This is a genomic window from Aeromonas sp. 6P (genome assembly GCF_051919525.1).
In the GTDB taxonomy this organism is placed as follows: Bacteria; Pseudomonadota; Gammaproteobacteria; order Enterobacterales; family Aeromonadaceae; genus Aeromonas; species Aeromonas veronii.
On sequence record NZ_JBQBEO010000003.1, the window covers coordinates 1 to 3,163 of the forward strand.

Genomic DNA, 3,163 nt, shown 5'->3' on the forward strand with positions numbered 1-3,163 from the left:
GCTCTGCGCCTTGAGTCGTCCTTGCCGAACGCGGCAGAGGGTAACCCTCGTGCGTTGGGTTATGTCATCCGACCGATCACCGAATCAGCCTCACTTCGCAAGCCTGACGGGGCCCCGCTTGCGGGGTGTCAGCCTTGCGATGTTGAGGCCCGTGTTGTCGGGCAGCTGCAACACCATGTTGCAACCAGTGAAACCGGCCCCGCGCCATCCATGTCCGCCATCGAGCAGTCCCTGATTGCTTGGGTTGAATACCGTAACAGTTATCAAAAAGGGGGAACCCATGAAGAAGCCGCCAATCGTGTACCTGCTCCCCGAAAAGTCCGGACTGGACGAAACCGGCTTGACCCTGACCTTCACCAAGACTCTCGAGGAGGCGAAGGCCATGGCGGTCAGCTTGGGTTGCAAAACCTTGTTTCGTATGCGGCTATACGGGAATGAGCCCAAGATCCTTCCAGGTGGATGGATCCGAACCGGCGAGACGGAATGGATGTTCATCAAGGACTTTGAGCAGTACGCGAAAGAGAATTCGTGCAACCATCACTATCACTGACCGCCATGGTTGATTTTTCAGCCTATAGGTGATCAGATAGCAAAGCGCCCCGGGGCTCTAACCTCCCGAGGCGCTTCTAATCACAAAGCCGCTTGGAGGCCCTATGACTAACCGTGATCTTACAGATACTTATCGCCAACTCAAAGCCCTTGAACGCGCCATCACTGCGCTGACCGAGGCCGCCAGCCTTATCCCCGAAGACGATGACCACGCCGCCCTGGTGCGGGTCTTGTCCGACCGCATCGAGACCGAGTTCGAAGCCCTTCAGAGCAAAGTCGTCCAGTCCTGGTCTCTTAACACAGCAGCATAAATCCCAGTTAAACAAAGTGTGTTAACACCTTGCTATTTAGTGTCACAGTGACGATAATTAATTATCGTCACTGTCACGCTAAAGGCACCGCAAATGAAAGACGTCAACGACAATCAAACCGCAGACCTGCTCCCCATTAAGCGGCCAAGAGGTCGCCCCCGCACCGGCAAGGCCATGTCTCAGGCCGAGCGCCAAGCCAAGTACCGCGCCAAGCTGGCCGACATTACGGTCACTGTTACGTTTAATCGGGATGATGTGCCCGCCCTCAAGCTGCTCCTGGCTAACCCAAACCCCGCCCTCGATGTTGACCAGGCAACGCTCGATCGTATCGCGCAAGCTGTGTTCGGGGCGGCCATCGGCTAGGCCAGTGCCAGAGAACGGGGGCGGTAGCCCCCACAAGGCGCCCCCCTTACGTCAAATTTTTCACGTAAGGTAGGCGCCGGAACACGCCCATGCAGACCCGAGGTAGGAACCCCCCCTTCCCTGCAAAACCGGCAGTTAAGGGGTTCGGTGCACTGAGGGAGGCGAACGCCTCAGCGCATCGCGAACTTGCTCATTTGGCCATCAACAGCGTAGGATTTGTAAAGTTGTCCGTCTCCCAGATTTCCGCTTAACGGATAAGGGCGAAACGAAGTAGGCAGGAACGCCAGCGCACGAGCAGCCGACGCCGAAAAAGAAAGCCCCCGCAAGGTCTCGAACACCTTCGGGGGACGGTCACCCACTCAACCGTAAACGCATCACAGGTGACGATATGATCTTACATCATTCCGCCGCCTTCTCCATAGCGAGAAGGGGGCAACATGCGAAAAGTTAGCCCTACGACCGAGGACGCGCGGGATGCGCGTAGCGCGCACGAGAGGCCGCGGGCGGGGGGCGCCCTTGGTATAGTTGGGAACTTCGCTTCACCCCCCCTAGCGCCGACCGTGAAATACGTCCACAACGAGGACGGCGAAGCTATCCCCGTTGCCTTCCAAAAAGATGGATCCCTCCGTCTCGTCAAGACCTATGAGGAAGCTCGGGCCGAACGCTGGGCGCTCAAGTCTGTAGCCAGCAAGGTGCTCTGGGGTAGCCTCACGAGTAAGTGCATGGTGTACCTCAAGCCCACCAAGGGCGAGAAACTTGGCCATGTCGAGGTCTGGAAGGGTCACGTCCATGGCAGGGCCTTCTATCAGGGTCTGATGACTTGCCGTAGCGTGTGGGCTTGCCCGCTATGCGCCGCGAAGATCTCCGAACGCCGCAGGGTCGAGCTGGTTTCTGGGCAGACCAAGGCAAAGGACTTGGGTTGGCGCTCTCACCTGGTAACCCTGACCATCCCCCATGGCATCGGCGATGACCTCAAGGAGCTGCTTAAGCTCTTGTCCAAAGCCCTCAGCCGTATGAGCGGTGGCAAGAACAACCTTCACGCCAAGCTCGAGAAGGCTCTCCCTGGTGAGAAGATCCATGGCTTCATCAGGGCGAGAGAAGTGACCCATCGTGTTCACGGCTGGCACCCCCATTTTCACCTCATCGTCTACACCTCCCAGGGCATAACCCCGAGCGACCTTCTTGAGGTCTATCGTCCTGCCTGGCAAAAGGCGTGTGTTGCTGTAGGCCTTGGCCGACCTTCTGATGAACATGGGATCGATGTGAAGGATGGTAGCTATGCTGCCAGCTACGCCAGTAAGTGGGGTATCGAGGACGAGATGACGAAGAGCCATGCCAAGCAAGGCAGGTTGGGAAGCATCACGCCATGGGGTCTCCTTCGGGCCGTCCTTGACCAGGACAACCCAGACTATCCCCCAGAGCGTGCAGCAGGCCTCTTCAAGGTCTATGCCAAGGCATTCCATAGCCAGCATCAGCTGAAGTGGAGCCCTGGCCTTCGTGAGCTCCTGGAGCTGGAGCAGGAAGTTTCCGATGACGTTATTGCGGAAGCGCCTGATGAAGAGCAGGCATCTCACTATGCCAATATCTCTGTTGAGCAGTGGCGCCGGCTTCGTCGCCGGCGGATGCAGCCCCATATGCTCACCTCATGCGAGGCAGCCCCTCAGCTCGTCCAGTCAGTGATAGACAGGGTTGCCAGCCTTCCCCTTCCCAAGGTTCAGCCTTCCTCCTTGCCGGACGTTAAGCGCGAGCCGCGCAGGGTTTCCGGTTTGGTTCCTGCTGATAGGCGGGCACCTAACTACACGTTCGAGGACGGCTATGGCGGTCGCCGGTCTACCAACATGAAGCTCACGACTAGGAAGTCGGACACTGTTTCGATTTTTAGTAACGGTGACCAAATTGACGACTCTCCCAGTTCTGGTGCTCCAGTTCGAGCGCTCAGG

The 3,163-nt window shown here is 57.8% G+C and carries 4 protein-coding genes; all 4 read left to right on the plus strand.

What is annotated here, in order from left to right; genetic code table 11:
- Window positions 1–280 precede the first annotated feature (280 nt).
- Window positions 281–550 (plus strand): hypothetical protein, encoded by a 270-nt coding sequence (locus tag ACTG2J_RS21675; protein ID WP_270818715.1) that lies wholly within the window; start codon window positions 281–283, stop codon window positions 548–550.
- Window positions 551–653: 103 nt separating this feature from the next.
- Window positions 654–860 carry a hypothetical protein gene (locus ACTG2J_RS21680; RefSeq protein ID WP_439997930.1) on the plus strand — a complete coding sequence of 69 codons (207 nt, stop codon included), beginning with the start codon at window positions 654–656 and terminating at the stop codon, window positions 858–860.
- A 93-nt stretch (window positions 861–953) separates the two neighbouring features.
- On the plus strand, window positions 954–1,223 hold the full coding sequence (locus ACTG2J_RS21685) for a hypothetical protein (protein ID WP_439997931.1): 270 nt from the start codon (window positions 954–956) through the stop codon (window positions 1,221–1,223).
- 560 nt (window positions 1,224–1,783) lie between these two features.
- Window positions 1,784–3,163, plus strand: a 1,380-nt coding sequence (locus tag ACTG2J_RS21690; RefSeq protein ID WP_439997932.1) for a protein rep, incomplete at its 3' end; no start/stop codon positions are given.

What these genes read in the sequence shown, in the direction of transcription:
- ACTG2J_RS21680 (WP_439997930.1), top strand. Translation starts at nt 654, where the DNA reads ATGACTAACCGTGATCTTACAGATACTTATCGCCAACTCAAAGCCCTT.
- ACTG2J_RS21675 (WP_270818715.1), top strand. Translation starts at nt 281, where the DNA reads ATGAAGAAGCCGCCAATCGTGTACCTGCTCCCCGAAAAGTCCGGACTG.
- ACTG2J_RS21685 (WP_439997931.1), top strand. Translation starts at nt 954, where the DNA reads ATGAAAGACGTCAACGACAATCAAACCGCAGACCTGCTCCCCATTAAG.